This window comes from Bacillus benzoevorans (assembly GCF_014207535.1).
Taxonomy (GTDB): Bacteria; Bacillota; Bacilli; order Bacillales; family Cytobacillaceae; genus Bacillus_BD; species Bacillus_BD benzoevorans.
This window is the reverse complement of sequence record NZ_JACHGK010000021.1, coordinates 35,705-51,989: the sequence shown is the minus strand read 5'-3', so window position 1 is coordinate 51,989 and position 16,285 is coordinate 35,705. Positions and strand designations below refer to the sequence as shown.

General features: G+C 40.5%; 11 protein-coding genes. 10 read left to right on the top strand and 1 reads right to left on the bottom strand.

What is annotated here, in order from left to right; translation table 11 throughout:
• The first annotated feature begins 81 nt into the window (after nt 1–81).
• The 10 genes from HNR53_RS19920 (at nt 82) to thrC (ending at nt 15,330) form a co-directional block, all read left to right on the top strand.
• The gene (locus tag HNR53_RS19920) at nt 82–1,110 is read left to right on the top strand and encodes a TFIIB-type zinc ribbon-containing protein (RefSeq protein WP_184529367.1); all 1,029 of its coding nucleotides are present in this window, start codon (nt 82–84) and stop codon (nt 1,108–1,110) included.
• On the top strand, nt 1,110–1,913 hold the full coding sequence (locus tag HNR53_RS19915) for a TPM domain-containing protein (RefSeq protein ID WP_184529365.1): 804 nt from the start codon (nt 1,110–1,112) through the stop codon (nt 1,911–1,913). The genes HNR53_RS19920 and HNR53_RS19915 overlap by 1 nt, the downstream gene beginning before the upstream one ends.
• Nucleotides 1,914–1,953: 40 nt before the next feature.
• Nucleotides 1,954–2,937 carry an SPFH domain-containing protein gene (locus HNR53_RS19910; protein ID WP_184529400.1) on the top strand — a complete coding sequence of 328 codons (984 nt, stop codon included), beginning with the start codon at nt 1,954–1,956 and terminating at the stop codon, nt 2,935–2,937.
• 273 nt (nt 2,938–3,210) lie between these two features.
• Nucleotides 3,211–3,465 (top strand): hypothetical protein, encoded by a 255-nt coding sequence (locus HNR53_RS19905; protein ID WP_184529363.1) that lies wholly within the window; start codon nt 3,211–3,213, stop codon nt 3,463–3,465.
• Nucleotides 3,466–3,793: 328 nt separating this feature from the next.
• Nucleotides 3,794–4,996 (top strand): exonuclease SbcCD subunit D, encoded by a 1,203-nt coding sequence (locus HNR53_RS19900; protein ID WP_184529361.1) that lies wholly within the window; start codon nt 3,794–3,796, stop codon nt 4,994–4,996.
• 15 nt (nt 4,997–5,011) lie between these two features.
• Complete coding sequence (locus HNR53_RS19895; RefSeq protein ID WP_184529359.1) at nt 5,012–8,104, top strand: AAA family ATPase; 3,093 nt, start codon at nt 5,012–5,014, stop codon at nt 8,102–8,104.
• 341 nt (nt 8,105–8,445) lie between these two features.
• Nucleotides 8,446–9,618, top strand: coding sequence for a sulfite reductase subunit alpha (locus tag HNR53_RS19890; protein WP_184529357.1), 1,173 nt, complete (start codon nt 8,446–8,448; stop codon nt 9,616–9,618).
• A gap of 399 nt (nt 9,619–10,017) precedes the next feature.
• Nucleotides 10,018–12,360: an RNA polymerase recycling motor HelD gene (gene helD / locus HNR53_RS19885; protein WP_184529355.1), complete on the top strand. Its 2,343-nt coding sequence runs from the start codon at nt 10,018–10,020 to the stop codon at nt 12,358–12,360.
• Nucleotides 12,361–12,752: 392 nt separating this feature from the next.
• Entirely contained in the window at nt 12,753–13,721 is a 969-nt protein-coding gene (locus HNR53_RS19880) for a bile acid:sodium symporter family protein (protein ID WP_184529353.1), read from the top strand.
• A gap of 202 nt (nt 13,722–13,923) precedes the next feature.
• Complete coding sequence (thrC, locus tag HNR53_RS19875) at nt 13,924–15,330, top strand: threonine synthase (protein WP_184529351.1); 1,407 nt, start codon at nt 13,924–13,926, stop codon at nt 15,328–15,330.
• 183 nt (nt 15,331–15,513) lie between these two features.
• Here the strand turns inward: thrC and HNR53_RS19870 are convergent, their stop codons facing one another.
• On the bottom strand, nt 15,514–15,855 hold the full coding sequence (locus HNR53_RS19870; protein ID WP_184529350.1) for a hypothetical protein: 342 nt from the start codon (nt 15,853–15,855) through the stop codon (nt 15,514–15,516).
• Between the last annotated feature and the right edge of the window lie 430 nt (nt 15,856–16,285).

The window sequence follows — 16,285 nt, the reverse complement described above, 5'->3', positions numbered from 1 at the left end:
GTATTTCTGGAGTTTATTGTTTAGAAATACCTGCTTTCCTGCATAAAATCATATCCATGATCTAAAAGAGGAGATTAGAACATGATTCTTCATTATAAATGCCCCGGCTGCGGGAGTGATATGAATTTTGACCCCGCCTCAGGTGATCTATCCTGTCAAAGCTGTGGTAGTCACGAGAATATAGAAAATTTTCCTGAAGAGCTGGTGACTGCAGCATTTTCAGAAGATGAGACAAAAGAGTATCATTGTGAGAACTGTGGCGCTGTTTTACTGACGTTGGCAGAGACAACGGCGACAAGCTGCAGCTTTTGCGGTGCAGGTGTGGTCATTGCCGATCGCTTGTCCGGTCAGCTTGCCCCTGCCAAGGTCATTCCTTTTACCATCAGTAAGGAAGAGGCGATAAAGGCTTTTAAAAAATGGTGCCGCAAAGGCCTTCTTACTCCGAAAGGCTTTATGAATGCCGATCGCATCAAAAGTATAACCGGAATGTATGTCCCATTTTGGTTATTTGATTTAAACAGCAAAGTGCAGGTTAATGCAGAATGTACCAAGGTTAGAACCTACACGAGCGGTGAGTATATTTATACAGAAACGAAATATTATGAAGCTTTCCGCGACATTGACCTAAATTATGTGAAAATCCCGGTAGATGCATCAGAAAAAATGAATGATGAGTTAATGGATAAATTGGAACCTTATCCATACGAGCAGCTAAAAGATTTTAAAACGCCGTATTTAGCCGGATACATGGCGGAGAAATATAATTATACAGGTGATGACCTTCTGCCTAGGGCGAAGGAGAAAATAAGCGAATATATTGAGTCCTACATTTCTTCCACATTATCTGGCTATCATTCTGTTCATTATCATCATAAAAATATTGATACAAGGAATGTGAAGAACGACTATGTTTTACTGCCTGTATGGATGGTCAGCTATGATTACAATCAATCTGAGCATATTTTTGCCATGAATGGACAGACCGGAAAAGTAGTCGGAAAACCGCCAATTAGCACGGGTAAGGTGATCACTTGGTTTTCATGTCTTGCTGCCGGCTCCCTGCTTGTTTTAAAAGGAGTCTCCTTTATGATGGGAGGGGGATTTTGGTGATGGGAACCAGGATGATCAAACGAAGTCTTTTTATTCTTTTGCCCTTTCTCCTGCTGGCACTGCTGCCTTGGAGTGTTCTCACGCAGGCAGAATCAATGAATCAAAAGCAGTTTATTTATGATAATGCCCAACTGCTGACAAAAGAGGAGACAACACAATTAGAACTGCTGTCAAGTGAACTCAGCAAGGAAAGAAATACAGCCTTCGTCATTATTACCTTAAATGGCACAGAAGGAAAGACGATTGTTCAATATATGGAGGATTTTTACGACGAACAGGCTTTAGGGTATGATCAGCCGCATGGCAATACTGCGCTGCTCATCATGGATATGCAGGGAAGAGATGTGTATCTCGCCGGATTTAAAAAAGCAGAGCAGTATTTGGACAGCGTCCGCTTAGAAATGATTCGCAATCAAATAACCCCGGATTTATCAGAGGGAGCGTATGACAAAGCATTTTCTTCCTTTATCGAGACTGCTTATGATTATATGGGATACGAGCCAGGTGTCAATCCAGAGAACATCTTTTTTAAATGGTGGTTTCAGCTGGTGTTATCGATTACCCTTGCCGGTGTCATCGTGGCACTTATGGCCTACCGCTCCGGAGGCAGAGTGACCGTAAACGGAAGTACCTATATCGATAAAAAGCAATCCGCTGTTATTAGTGAATACGACCAGTTTGTCAGGGAAACCGTGACTAGAGTGAAAAAACCATCTAATCCTTCTAATGGAGGCGGAGGAGGCGGTGGAGGAGGAACTACTGGCGGAGGTCACTCCTACAGCGGGAGCGGCGGGAAGTTTTAACCATGCATATGTATACAGTGAAGGGAGTATTTAAGAGATGATGTCTTTTTTTCGTAACCAATTTGCCAACGTTGTAGAGTGGCAGGAATTTAGAGATGATATGATTTTTTATAAATGGAAGAATAATGAAATCAAAAAGGGGAGCAAATTAATCATCCGTCCCGGACAGGATGCGATTTTTTTAAACAACGGAAAAATTGAAGGTGTTTTTCATGATGAGGGTGAATACGATATCGAATCGCAAATTATTCCCTTCTTATCGACCTTAAAAGGATTTAAGTTTGGCTTTAACAGCGGGATGCGGGTGGAAGTGCTGTTCGTGAACACGAAGGATTTTGTCGTGAAATGGGGAACAAAAAACGCGATCAATATCCCGGCACCTGGACTTCCCGGGGGTATGCCGATTCGGGCTAACGGAACCTTTACTTTTAAAGTACATGATTATGTAGCCTTGATTGATAAAATTGCCGGCGTCAGAGACCAGTATGTTGTAGAGGATATCAAAATACGCATCACCTCTGTTCTTGATGGGCTGCTGATGAAATGGATTTCACAGGAAGGAAAGGATATGTTCAATCTGCAGGCGAACTCTTTCGAAATTGCGAAAGGGATTCAAGAGGATTTAGACATGCAGTTAATGGAAAGCGGGATGACAATCACCGGTTTTCATATCATGAGCTTCAATTATCCAAAAGAGATCCAAGATATGATTACCAAAAATGCTTCCCATGGCATGGTCGGCAATGTAGATCGATATCAGCAGATTTCTTTGACGAATGCGATGGCCTCTGGAAAGATGAATGGTGGCGGGGCAGCGTCAGACATGGCGGGCATGATGATGGGGATGAACATAGCGAATCAAATGATGGATAAAATGAAACAGTCTTCCGGTAATGGAGAAAAAGCACAGACTCAACCACAGCCGAAGGAAGGAGAGCAGAAGAGAGCAAACTTCTGCCCGAATTGCGGGACAAAAACAGGAGAAGGAAATTTCTGCTCGAACTGCGGGCAGAAACTCATTTAAGAATATGGAAGTCAATGTTGAGCCACTGCAAAGATCTATGTGCAGTGGCTTTTTACATTGAACCTGATCTAATAATGACGGTTCCTCGTCCTTATCTCTTATCGACAAGCCCGGTAACAATGGCAAAAAGCACCGCACCCAGCTACGTAATCGAAAACCTTTCCCTATCCTTCTCCACCTTCCTAAAGATTCTACAAATGTTCAAACTTCTTTTAACAATAGTTGCTAAATTAGGTATATGATTTAGATGAAGATATTAGGGAGGTGTTTTATTTGTATAAACTACAAGTTTATGATGCTATGACCCATGAAATGCTTCGAGAAAAGACATTTGAGACAGCTGAACCCGCTTTGAGTTTAATAGACTATGTTGAAAAAGGTCATGAATGTTATCTATTTGATCAGGAACTGAGATTGAATAAAGCGGAATATATCACGCATTACAGCCATCACGAAGGGGATACTGAAGTTTATACAGTAGTTCTGCAATTAGAAGCAGTTGAAGCACGAGAACCAGTGATGATTTAGATACAAATTTTGTAATACCTTTTCATTAGAGGATGAAACCTTGTGTTCATCCTCTTTTTGCTCATCAATTCACATATAGTCTTCGCTCGTATCAGGTATCTTCCTCCATGGAAAATAATTATAGCAGAATATTCGTTCGCAAAAGTGCATTTTCATGATATTCTTATTACATGGAAATGTATTTATTGCTATTCACTAAAATTTAACGATTTTTCCATCTTTGGGATTCACCTAAACCATCCTCCAAACAATCTAGGACAAGCCTTGTTTACAAATAAACCATTGCAAATGAACGAGAGAAATAATCATAAAAAAGGGGAGAAGCGGAATGAAATTTTTCCATACATCTGACTGGCATTTTGGAAAACTGGTTCAGGGTGTTTATATGACCGCTGATCAGCGCTATTGTATGCAGCAGTTTATTAACGATATTGAAGCGGAAAAGCCTGATGCCGTGATTATTGCCGGTGATTTATATGATCGTGCGGTACCGCCGACTGAAGCCGTCAATTTATTAAATGAAGTGCTTGAAACCATTGTCCTGAAACTGAAAACACCGGTATTAGCGATAGCCGGCAATCATGACAGCCCCAGCCGGCTTGATTTTGGCAGCAATATCATGAAATCGAACGGCTGTCATATCATTGGAAAGATATCCAAAGAACTGGAACCAATCGTGCTGAATGATGAACATGGAGAAGTTCACTTTCACCTCGTTCCATATTCCGACCCCAGTGTCGTACGCCACGAATTTGAGGATGAGGAAGTTCGTACCCACAATGATGCGATGAAAAAGATAACCGAACACATTGCTGCAAATTTGGATCAAAATGCCCGTCATGTTTTGGTTGGACATGCCTTTGTCACTCCGCATGGCGAGCGGCAGGAGAATTCAAGTGATTCCGAACGGCCGCTTGCGATTGGCGGTACTGAGCAGGTGGATGCGAATCTTTTTGCACCATTTCATTATACGGCACTTGGCCATTTGCATCAGGCTCATTTTGTCCATGATGAAAAAATACGCTATGCCGGGTCGCCGCTTAAATATTCCATTTCAGAGGAAAAACACAAGAAGGGCTATTACATCGTGGAATTGGACGGACAAGGTGCCATGACCGTTGAGAAAAGGCTTTTGACACCCATTAGGGACATGAGAACAGTTGCAGCAAAAATCGATGATTTATTAAAGCATTCCATTAATGAAGACTATGTATTTGTACGTCTGTTAGATGAAACCCCAGTTCTGTCTCCGATGGAGAAAGTACGCTCTGTCTACCCGAATGCGATGCATGTGGAACGAAACATTGTCCTTGCAACAGCGAGTGAGTCAGCGAACGGTGAGCGGGTGGCACGCCATAAAATGGATGACTTGTCACTATTCAGGGCTTTTTACCAGGAAGTCAAAAATGAAGCGGTATCCGAGGAAACGGAAGCGATTTTTACCGAGGTTCTTCACGAACTGCTTCAGGGGGAGCATAAAGAGTTCAAACAAACGTCTAAAGAAGTTGCGGCTGCAAAGGAACTGCTATAAGAAAGGAGCAGAAGGATGAGACCATTAAAAATATCGTTGACGGCTTTTGGTCCGTATAAACATAGTGAAGTAATTGATTTTTCCGAGCTAAAAGGGAATCGCCTATTTGTCATCTCAGGCAATACAGGTGCCGGAAAAACCACCATTTTCGATGCGATTTGTTTCGCCCTTTATGGTTCTGCAAGCGGCGAAGACCGCAGCGATGTGAAGGGTATGCGCAGTGACTTTGCCGATGATGATGTCCATACATCCGTTGAACTGGAGTTTGAACTGCGCGGCCGTTACTACCGGATAAAAAGGCAGCTGCCGCATGTGAAAAAAGGGAATAAAACGGCGACTGGGGAACAATATGAATTTTTCGAAAAAGTAAACGATCAGGAAATACCTTGTGTCGATCGGCAGAGGGTATCTGACATTAATCAAAAGATAGAAGAGCTGCTTGGTTTAACAAAAGACCAATTCAGCCAAATTGTCATGCTTCCGCAAGGAGAGTTTCGCAAGCTGCTAACCTCGCAAACAGAGAATAAAGAAGATCTGCTGCGAAAAATTTTCAAAACAGAACGCTATACTTGGATCAGCCAACGTCTTAAGGAAAAAAAACTAATAGCTGATGAAGAATACAAAAGAGAAAAGCAGATGCGGGACCGCTATATGGCGGATATTCATGCCACAATTCCGAACAGGGAGGGTTCAAGGCTGTTCGAGACCCTTGCTCTGGAACACTATAATACGCATCAAGTCTTAACAGGGATGGAAGAGGAATCACTTTATTACGGTTATGCGATACTTGAGCATAAAAAAGAAGCAGAAGCTCGAGGAGCAGCATACAATATAAAGCTAGAAGAATTCCACAAAGCGGAGAGTCTTAATGGGGAATTTTTGAAGCTCGAAGCAAAAGAAAAACAGCTGCAGGAATTATCGAAGCAGGGTCTTACTTTTAAAGATAAAGAACAGAAGCTGGAAAAGTCCGAGAGAGCCAGCAAAATGGAATCTTTTGAAACTCAGGTTATTGAATGGCGCAATGATGAAAAAGAAAAGCAGTCTAGAGTAGGAAAAACAGAAACTGAATACAACAGTGCGGTGGAATTGCTGCAAAAAGCGGAGAAAAATTTTCAACAAGAGGAAAACAAAAAAGACGAACGTGAAGAAATAAGCAAAACGCTTGTGCGTTATCAGGAACTGCTGCCAACTGTAAAGGAAATTGACCGTAAAAAGCAGGAGTTGGCATCGGAATATAAACAGGTGCAAAAACTGGCAAAGGATCAGGAAGAACTGCAAAAGAACATCCAGGAAGAAAAACAAGTAAAAACGCAGCTCGGGCAGGAAATTAAGACAATCGAACAAAAAGTAGACACACTGCCGGAAAAACAGCTGAATTTACATGAAATGCGGGAGAAAGCCCGAGTGCTGCAGGACTATTTGAAATTACACCAGAGTCAAGCTAAGCTCGATAAGGAAGTACAGCAGAAATACAATGAATTTCACATTATGGAACAACAATATAAAGCGCTTGAGGCTGCGTGGATAAGCGGGCAGGCAAGCATTCTTGCGGCTCACTTGCATGACGGTAAACCATGTCCCGTCTGCGGCAGTATCGAACATCCTGAAAAAGCTCTGGGGCAGAATTCTGTCCCGACAAAAGAAGAACTGGAAATGGTCAAAAGTGAATTTAATCAAAAGGACAGCACCTATCGGGATATCGCGGCAAAAGCGAATAGCAATCAGGAACAGTTGAAAATAAAGGCAGGCGAAGTGCTGGGGCTCAGTGTGCCGCTGACCGCAGCGGAAACGGCTTATACACAGCTTGTTGATGAGGGGAAAAGGGTAAATAAAGAGGTTGAGCTTTTATTAAAGGAAAAAGAACAACTTGGCAAATTAAAGAGGGAACTTGAGCAGAAGGAAGAGGGACTGGTTAAATTCGAGGCAGCTTTTGAAACAGCTGCAAAAGCGTATCAAGAACGAAATACGGCATTTGAATCGAATAAAGCCGTCTATCAGGAACAGCTTAGCCGGACACCTGAGGAATTACGGAATTTACCTGCCTTAGAGGGGAAAATTTGTGAAACGCAGGCACGCATAACAAAATTGGAACAGGCATGGGAAGCGGCGCAAAAAATGCTGCAAAGCGCAAAAGAAAACGAAACAAAAGCAAAAACAAACTTAGCTAATGCACAATTACAGTTGAAAGAAAGCAGCGCGAAAAAAGAAAAAGCAGAACAGCAATTTATAGAAGCGCTGCATCTGGATCAATTTGAAGATGAAGCTAGTTACCGCATTGCCAAAATGACAGAAGAACAGCGGACAAGCTTAAAACAAGAAATCGATTCCTATCACAATACAATTGCAGCACTAACGATGCAAATAAAGGATCTGCAAGCAACCTTATCAGGCAAAACGAAAGCCGATATGCCAGGGTTAAAATCTGAGCTTGAACAGTTGAAATCGGCCTATGAGAACGCTCAGGAAATACTGAGAAAGTCGGAGCAGTATCTTGAAAACATCATAAAATTAAAAGATAAAATTTCCGAGTCTGATGAAGCGGCGTCACATTTAGAACAACGTCTTAATGTCGTCACCGACCTATATGATGTAGTCAGGGGTCAGAACAACAGCAAAGTCTCTTTTGAACGTTATTTACAAATCGAATTTCTTGAGCAGATTATCGTTGCTGCCAATGAACGGCTGAAGAGCCTGTCGAACGGCCAGTTTGTCCTGATGCGCAGCGAACGTCAGGAAGCGAGAGGGAAGCAAAGCGGATTAGGCCTGGATGTATATGATGCCTATACAGGACAAACCCGCGATGTGAAAACATTATCCGGCGGGGAAAAATTCAATGCCTCCTTGTGTCTTGCTTTAGGGATGGCCGATGTGATTCAAAGCTTCCAAGGCGGTGTCTCCATTGATACGATGTTTATCGATGAAGGATTCGGTTCATTAGACGATGAGTCATTAACAAAAGCGATCGATACACTCATTGATCTGCAGCAATCAGGGCGGATGATTGGGGTCATTTCCCACGTACAGGAGCTCAAAAATGCCATACCGGCCATTTTAGAAGTCAAAAAGACAAAAGAAGGCCACAGTCAGACACAGTTTATTATTAGATAAACTGCGCAAATTTTGCGGAATCATTCAAGCAGATATGGAACATAAAAAAAAGGAAATAATTACAGTTAGGTATTTATTTTTTCGAGGAGAAACTGTTCATATAGCAGAATACATGAATGAATTCTTAATGGGGCAGCGCTGATTTCGTTTTTTTTTACAATATTTTGTGCGCCATTTTCCTTAAATGAACGAAATCAGTCCCCTTTCATTCATAATAAATTCATACATTTGTAAAGAAATTGTGCAAAAATCTATCTCATTTTGTCAACTTGTGATATTCTAGCTACATATCTTATTATGATATTCTAACTATGTACATATTATTTATTGGGGTGAAAAAAATGCAAAATACAGTAGTCAACACAAAACAGGACGAAAAGGCGTCTGTTACATACTCTAGAACCAATCCATTTCAAGCAAAGGTTCTGAATAATGTTAATTTAAATGGAGAAGGCTCAGCAAAAGAAACAAGACATTTGGAATTATCTTTAGAAGGTTCCGGTCTTTCCTATAATCCCGGTGATGCTCTTGGAATTCTGCCTAGCAATGATCCAGAATTAGTAGCGGCAATTATTGAGGAAATGAAATGGGATCCAAATCTAGAGGTTGTCCTTAATAAACAAGGCGATACAATGACTTTAAAGGAAGCGCTGACAGATTACTTTGAAATTACTTTATTGAGCAAAAAAGTCCTGCAGCAGGCAGCTGAATTCACAGAAAACGAAGAACTTAAAAAGCTGTTATTGCCTGAGAATGCTGACCAAGTAAAAGAATACTGCTATGGCCGTGATTTACTTGATATGCTGCGCGAATTCGGTCCATGGAATGCTACAGCACAGGATGTTGTTTCTATGTTAAGAAAGATGACTGCCCGCCTTTATTCGATTGCCAGCAGTTTCGCTGCACATCCAGGTCAAGTACATTTAACCATTGGTGCTGTACGCTACAATGCCCACGGTCGTGATCGCAAAGGGGTATGTTCCGTATTAGTTGCTGAACGTTCACAGGTTGGCAATACACTTCCAGTATTCGTTCAGCCTAATAAACACTTCCATTTACCTGAGTCTGATAAAGATATTATCATGGTTGGACCAGGTACAGGTATCGCACCTTTCCGTTCCTTTATCGAAGAACGTGCGGTAACAAAGGCTCCGGGTAGAGCATGGTTATTCTTTGGTGACCAGCATGCAGCATGTGATTACCTGTATCAAAACGAATTAGAACAATATCAGCAAGATGGTGTTCTGACAACAATCACTACAGCATTCTCTCGTGATACCGAGCAAAAGGTATATGTACAAAACAGAATGCTGGAAAACAGCAAAGAATTATTTGACTGGCTGGAAAGCGGCGCTTCTTTCTTTGTATGCGGTGATAAATCACGTATGGCAAAAGATGTGAATGATGCCTTAATCAGTGTCATTGAAAAAGAAGGCAATATGAGCCGTGAAGATGCAGAAGGTTATCTAAACGATTTGCAAAAACAAGGCCGTTACCAAAGAGACGTGTACTAATTATTAAAATGATTAGTAATCCTAACTTGTAATAAAATGATCAAAAAGAGGAACCTCTAATTGGCATTTCATGTCTAAAGGGGTCTCTCTTTTTTTAATTTCGAAAACAATATCATTTTGATTTTGAACGGGAAATCTTATAAGGAAATAGGCTAAAACCAATTTTATGGACGGTTTAATAAAAGCTGTGTTTGAAGGAAAACAAAATATGTAGAGATTTGGCAAGATTTACTTGAGGAAAACATGTAAAATCCATTGATTATCATAAGAAATCATGATAAATTAATATAGAAACGCATTTAAATAAATTAAAAACGTACAATATTCCATTTTAATTATATAACAAAATGTTTCATCAGTCAACCTTTTCATTTCATTTTTTTAAAGGAGAGCTAGGCAATGGATGCAGAACTACGAAAAGAGCAAGAACGAGTAGACAAAGTGATGCAAGTGATCAAGGAACAGATTAAAAAGTTGGAGGACGAAACTGGACGCCGAGGTAAGGAAGTAAACGTTTTCCGAAAAAACTTTTGGGATGAGGTCAAGGTGAACACAGATTCGTTTGATGATTATCTTGAAACGATCATAAGTCTGAGACAGCAGGCTCAAATCTTGTCTGTAAACCAAAGTACCCATAAGCAAGCCTCGAAGAAATTGCAAGCGATGCGGAGGATGCAGGAATCGCCTTATTTCGGCCGGATCGATTTTGTTGAAGATGGAACTTCCATGCCCGAACATATCTATATTGGCGTCTCCACATTAACAGATATAAGCAGGGATAACTTCCTTGTCTACGACTGGCGTGCACCGATATCGAGCATCTACTACGATTACCCGCCGGGTCCTGCAGAGTACACGACACCCGAAGGAACAATCCACGGCACGCTGGAACAAAAGTGGCAATACCTCATTCGTGGCGGGAAAATCGAATCGATGTTTGATACCCGGATCACTATCGGAGACGAGATTTTGCAGCAGGTGCTGGGCAAAGGTACTGAGAAACACTTACACAGCATCGTAGCCACGATACAACGGGAACAAAACAAGATCATTCGCCACGATCGCGGGCGGCTGCTCATCGTCCAGGGTTCCGCCGGCAGTGGCAAGACATCGGCGGCACTGCAACGAATCGCTTATTTACTTTATAAAAACCGTGATTGGTTGAAGGCCGATCAAATCATTTTGTTTTCGCCTAATTCCATGTTTAATAGCTATGTTTCCAATGTATTGCCTGAACTTGGGGAAGAGAATATGCAGCAGGTTACGTTCCAGGAATATTTAGATCATCGCCTAGGCAGCACTTTTCAACTGGAAGGTCCATATGAACAATTGGAATATGTGTTAACTGAAGGTGAGGTTCCTGATTATCAGGCTAGACTAAAGAATATTCAGTTTAAGGCATCAACTGATTTTTTTGCTTTCATACAAAATTACAGAAAATCGCTGGAAGCATCCGGTATGCTATTCAAAGGTATGACCTTTCGCGGAAAACCGATCATCACGGCGGAACAAATGACGAATCAGTTTTATAACTGTGCCACCTCGGACCGCCTCCATAATCGACTGGAAAAATTAGCAGATTGGCTGAACAAGATGTTGACGGGGGCTGAAAAGATTGAAAGGACCAAGCCATGGGTACAAGAAGAAATTGAACTGCTAAGCAATGAGGAGTACCAAAAAGCTCGTACTTACTTACAGAAAAAACGCGTCCTTACGGAAAACTCGTTTTATGATTATGATAGTGAAATCGCAGCACTCGGGAGATTAATTGTTCGCCGGAGATTTAAACCACTAAGAAAAAAAATCAAAGAACTCCGCTTTATTGATATGAAGGGTATTTACAAGCAACTTTTCTCTGCTTCCATTGGAGACGCTCCTTTGATGGCTAACGGAACACCTGAAGGGTGGGCAGATATTTGCCGCTTGACTGTGAACATGCTGGATGAAAACAAACTGTACTATGAGGATGCTGCTCCATTTTTGCTGTTACAAGAGTTGATCCAAGGTTTTCAAATGAACCATTCCATTAAACAAGTGCTAGTGGACGAAGCGCAGGATTACTCACCATTTCAATTTGAATTTTTAAAACGCCTGTTTCCGTCAGCGAAAATGACTGTGCTAGGTGACTTTAATCAGGCGATATTTGCCCATGCGAGCAAAACATCTGGTTTCGATGGTCTTACGAATCTTTATGGACCGGATAAAACAGAAGTGATCCATTTGACACGCAGCTACAGATCGACAAAACCAATCGTTGAATTTACACGCAGACTCGTACCGGGCGGCGAAGGGATCACTCCTTTTGAACGGGATGGCGAGAAGCCTGTTTGGACACAATTGTCAAACCGTACCGACCTTCATTGCAGCATCATAACCGAAGTAACTGAGCTACAAAATCGAGGGTATCACACCATTGCGATTATATGTAAATCTGCCGCTGAAAGTGAAACTGCTTATGAAGCACTGAAAAAAATTAAAGACATTAAGCTGATTAAGAGCAACTCAACGGAATACGAGCAGGGTGTAGTCATTATCCCGGCCTATTTAGCTAAAGGAATCGAATTTGACGCCGTCATCATTTATGACGCATCGGAGAAGGTTTACGGTGATGAGAACTTAAGAAGACTATTCTACACTGCCTGTACCCGCGCCATGCATTACCTGCGATTATACTGCGTAGGTGAACCAAGTCCATTATTAGACAACAAGGATGTTGAAAGTTTTATTCATCTTGAGTGCTGACTATTCATATTACAGGACGTTTCCGATGGGGGAACGTCCTGTATCTTTTACTAGCAGCATTTTTTGATAACCAATAAGTATGATTTTTCAAAGGAAATTTTTCGAGCGAGCTCGACGACGGACAGGACGTCCTAGTCAGGCGAAGCCACAGGATGTGGCGCTCTGAGCGTGAAAAAAATCGGGCGCAAATTCGCCGAGGCGAATTTGATTAATTATATTCAATTGGACATAATCACGTTTTAAGCGCTATACTGCATTTATAAAAAATATGAATCTTTCAGATTAGGAAAAATGTTTATGCAGGAAAAAACAGATGACTATGTTTTTCGCCATATCAAATTTTTCAGTTTTTCTTGCAAAGAAATCAAAAGATTTACAGAAGGGATGGCAACATGCTGCAGCAAATTAATCGCAGGCTGGAAAAAATGCTGCCTTTTATTACCCCAACCGGAGTAATTCTAGGTATTCTTTTCTCGGCCTATATAAAGGATTATTCATTTATCGTTCCGTGGCTTTTTGCTTTTATGACATTTGAGGGCAGTTTATCGATGAACTTCCGCTCATTAAAAAACGCCGTGATTCACCCATTACCAATCATTATCGTTTTGCTATTTTTGCATGTCTTCATGCCGCTTTGGGCGTCGGGAATCAGTCATACGGTGTTTAATGGTGATTCCATGACGATTACCGGAATCATTCTTGGAATGGTTATTCCAACCGGAGTTACAAGTTTTATTTGGGTATCAATGAAAAAAGGAAATAAGGCCGTTACACTGGCGGCGATTTTGCTGGATGCATTATTATCACCATTTATTGTCCCGTATAGTTTATCTTTATTAGTTGGTCAAAAAGTGGCACTGGATACTGGAAGCATGATGATTGGATTATTCTATATGATTGTTCTGCCATCGATTCTTGGAATGTTATTAAATGAAATCACAAAGGGAAAAATTGCCCCTATATGGAAGCCGAGACTAGCGCCAATCTCAAAAATCTTCCTCGGGATTGTTGTAGCGTTGAACGGATCCGTTGTTGCGCCATATTTAGCAGAGATTCACTGGAAGCTCTTGTTGATTATCTTTGTTGTCTTTTTTATCGCCTTTTCAGGATATTTATTTGCTCTTTTCTTAGGAAAAGCGTTGAAGTTTGATCAACGGATGATTACGGCTTTTACCTTTTTAGGCGGAATGAGAAATATAAGTGCCGGTGCCGTTATTGCTATTTCCTATTTTCCTCCGGCTGTTGTCGTGCCTGTCGTGGTCAGTATGCTCTTTCAGCAGACATTAGCCTCTCTGTTTGGCAGTTTTCTCGACAAGCGATATCAACAGCAGATTGAAGGGGATCCTTCTGTAACCAGTTAAAAAGGGAAAATTCAATATTTGGCCACAAAAACAGTGTGGTTTTAAATAAATTAGCAGATAATGAAAACAGGATCGTTAGGCAATGGACAGAATAGGTAAAATTTGTGTTTGTAAAATAGCGAATATTTTTATTCTAATATTGACTTAAAGCTCATTATAGGTAAGGATAGTAATATATTTTATTTTTTACTTGGAGGATATTATGAAATACATTAGTACACGCGGGAATGTGGAAGCAATTGGTTTTATCGATACAGTTATGATGGGGCTGGCAAATGATGGGGGACTTTTAATCCCAGAAAAAATCCCGCAAATTCCAGCAGAAAAGCTGAAGGAAATGTCCCAGTTAACTTATCAAGAATTAGCTTACGAAATCATTTCTTATTATGTAGCAGGGGAAATTCCTGCGGATGAACTCAAAGAATTAATCAATAAGAGCTACGCTACTTTCCGTGATCCGGAAGTAACACCTGTTAAAAAAGTGAAGGATAATATGTATGTCCTGGAGTTGTTCCATGGACCAACCTTTGCCTTTAAAGATGTGGCACTGCAATTTTTAGGAAATTTATATTCCTATATTTTCAAGAAAACAGGTGAAACCATCAACATCCTCGGTGCTACATCAGGAGATACAGGTGCATCTGCGATTGAAGGTGTACGAGGCAAAGATGGCATTCGCATTTGTATTCTTCACCCGCACGGAAGGGTAAGCAAGGTTCAAGAACTGCAAATGACGACAGTTCATGACGAAAGTGTTTTAAATTTAGCCATTAAAGGTACATTTGACGATGGTCAAAGAATCATTAAGGAGCTATTTGCCGATTTAGAATTTAAAAATAAGTACTCTCTTCGTGCGATTAACTCGATTAATTTCGCTCGTATTTTAGCCCAAACTGTTTATTATTTTTATGCTTATTTCCAAGTAACAAAAGCGGGCGATATTAAGAGCTTGAACTTCAGTGTCCCAACTGGAAACTTCGGCGATATTTTTGCCGGGTTCCTGGCAAAAAGAATGGGTCTGCCAATCGGCAAGCTGATTGTTGCTACAAATGAAAATAATATTCTAGAACGATTTATCAAGGATGGGGTGTACAAACCAGGAGAGTTCCGCAGTACATACAGTCCTTCCATGGATATCCAAGTAGCAAGCAACTTCGAGCGTTATCTATATTACTTACTGGATGAAAATGCAAAGGAAGTTTCTGCATTAATGGATCAATTTAAGGCAGAGGGTCAAATAGTAGTCGGAGAGACGCAGCTTCGTCAAGTGCAGGCAGATTTTGCGGCACATGGTGTAGCAGGAGAAGATTGCTTAAAGACAATCAGCAAGTACTATAATGAAACAGGTTATTTACTAGATCCGCACACTTCTTGCGGCGTTGCAGCCTACGAAACATGCAGTGCTCCTGAAGAAGTCTGCGTAACACTGGCCACAGCACATCCAGCAAAATTCAATGAGTCTATCTCTCTTTGTGATATTGAGCAAATATACCCTGAACAAATTAATCAATTGTTTGAAAAACCGCAATATCTAGAAGTGGTTGAAGCTGACAATGATGTCATTGCCAGCAGATTAGAAAAACACTTTAACACTTCTGTCGCTCAATAATTTCGATTGAAAAAGACTATTTCCTCTGGAGATAGTCTTTTTTTTCGCTTTAAGAAGGGACGTAAATATGGTAAAATGAAATTCCTTGGCAGGGGCAAGAAGCGCCTAATATATGGCGAAAATTTGAAAAAACCCAAGTTCTTTGAGCTTGGGTTTTTTCGTATTATTTTAGTATGCGAATGATTAATAATTGCTATAATAATTCATGCCATTTGCCAAATCCATCTGTTTGATGATTGCCCGGCGCTGCTTTTTTAGTTTTACGATCGTTGCTTTTATCGTTTGTCTTTCATTCGTAGAATTTTCTGGCAATTTTCGATACAGCGCAACAATTTCACTGCTCACCGTTTTATAGTTTTCCCAAAGGGTTTCAAGGTCGGGACTTTCAATTTCTACAGGACGCCCGCTTAAAATATCACGCAGCTTTACTACAATTTCATTCTGCCAGATTTTATCCCCCATTTTTTTTGCAAACAAGTATAAATCTAAATAATCGTCCGTGTTTAAATGTGTAACCGTATTCATCAAACTTCCCCCTTTTTCTACCAATTGTCCAACATTTTTAACAACCTGGTGCTAAAGACTTTTGGACTACCCCTTTGACACTCCCAATCAAAAATCGAAAAAAGATTCATTTAATGTTTTTAACATACTATTATAAATAATTGGAATTGTCAATAAGGTATTTCGATATAAGAAAAAATTGCATGAAACTTTCATTTATATTTCTAGTTATAGTTAAAGATTTCCGTTTCAAAAATAAAAATTATCTATTAACTCCATATTTTACAGTGCATAGATTGTTTTTTTGCTGTTTTTTATAGGTAAAAAGATAGTTCTCGTTAAGAGGAAAAGAGTATGAGTGTAATTATATTTCAGTACCGGTTTATGAATCTTAATGGGGAGATTTGTACTTTCCTAAAATAATTAATTACTAAAATATGGTTTTTCAATT